Source organism: Lyngbya aestuarii BL J (assembly GCF_000478195.2).
Classification (GTDB): Bacteria; Cyanobacteriota; Cyanobacteriia; order Cyanobacteriales; family Microcoleaceae; genus Capilliphycus; species Capilliphycus aestuarii.
On the sequence record NZ_AUZM01000195.1, the window covers coordinates 1 to 1,572 of the forward strand.

2 protein-coding genes are annotated in these 1,572 nt (G+C 46.4%); both read left to right on the forward strand.

The annotated features are described in order from the left end of the window. Positions 1-848: ion channel (locus tag M595_RS27445; RefSeq protein ID WP_040484774.1), on the forward strand; the 848-nt coding region annotated here is incomplete at its 5' end. Between the two features lie 33 nt (positions 849-881). Further along, positions 882-1,572 (forward strand): sodium:calcium antiporter (locus tag M595_RS27450; RefSeq protein WP_023069841.1); only part of this gene is annotated, 691 nt, incomplete at its 3' end.

Genomic DNA, 1,572 nt, shown 5'->3' on the forward strand with positions numbered 1-1,572 from the left:
CTCTGTTATTTGTCTCGGGTGAAGGCGCGGTAATCACATCCCCCAATTTAGTCCCGGCTAGTTTTTGGGAGAGAGTGTATTTTGTCGGTTATACCCTCTCAACTTTGGGACAGGGAAGCTATCAACCCCAAGGAGAACCCTGGCAAATTGCGACGGCGATCGCTTCAATTAACGGCTTTTTTCTGGTAACACTCACTTTTGCTTATCTACTTCCCATCGTCTCGGCCGCTAGCCAAAAACGTTCTTATGCGACTTATATTGCTTCACTGGGGGGAACCGCAGATGAAATTCTCATCCGGGCTTGGAATGGTGAAAACTTCGGACAATTTGATCAACATCTGATCGCTTTGAGTGCGATGCTGACTCAACTCGGCGAAAATCATTTGAATTATCCGATTCTGCACTATTTCCACAGTATTGAGCGTTATCGCGCCATGACGCTGAGTTTAGTTGCTCTCGATGATGCCTTAACTTTACTCCAATATGGCATTCCCCGACCGCATCAACCCGATCCCGCAGCACTGCGATCAGTTCGTCGGGCGAGTGCTGCGTTTTTAGCCACGCTGAAGTCTGCCTATTTGAACCCCACCGATGAAAATCCTCCTTTACCTGTTTTGGAGTTAGTTCGCCTAGAGGGAATTCCGACTGTGAACGACTCCCAATTTCAACAGGCGACTCAACACCTCGAACACCGACGACGTATTTTGTTAGAGTTAATCCGCAATGATGGCTGGACGTGGGATGCAATTGCCTCGACAAGAACCACAAGTCGGGCGAGTAATTTAGATGATCATAGTGCATTGGATGATGTTGTTTACATGGCTGTGGATCAGTTTCCCAAAGTTTAGAATTTAGAATTTTAACACTCAAGACAATCAACAATGAACGAGTCATTAGTCATTAATTTTTTGCTGTTTCTATTTGCTGCTCTGGTTATTGGACTTGGGGGAACTAAACTCTCGAAAATTGCCGATCAACTTGCCGATGCAACGGGTTTAGGTGAAGCCATTGTCGGGGCGTTATTGTTGGGGGGAATTACTTCTTTAGCCGGAATTATCACTTCAATTACCGCCGCCGCAGATGCCCATCCTCAAATTGCAGTCAGCAATGCTTTAGGGGGAATTGCTGCTCAAACTGCTTTTTTAGCGATCGCTGATTTTGTCTATCGCAAAGCCAATTTAGAACACGCTGCTGCCTCTTTGCCGACTCTCGTTCAGGGTGCTTTATTAAATGCTTTATTGGCTGTTCCTTTATTAGCAATAGCTGCCCCAAAGGTTGAAATATTGGGGATTCATCCTGCCTCACTTGTGATTATTGGGGGTTATCTGTTTGGTTTGCGTCTCACCTCTCAAGTGCGGGATGCTCCGATGTGGAAACCTCACCTCACCACTGAAACGTTAATTGATGAGGCTGAACACTCAGAAGATCAGGATTCTCTTGACAATCTTCCGAAGATGTGGCTGATGTTGGGATGGTTAGCGATTGTGATTGCTGGAGCGGGTTATGTATTGGCAAAAACGGGGGTAACTCTGTCTCAACAAACGGGACTTTCAGAGACAGTCGTCGGCGGGG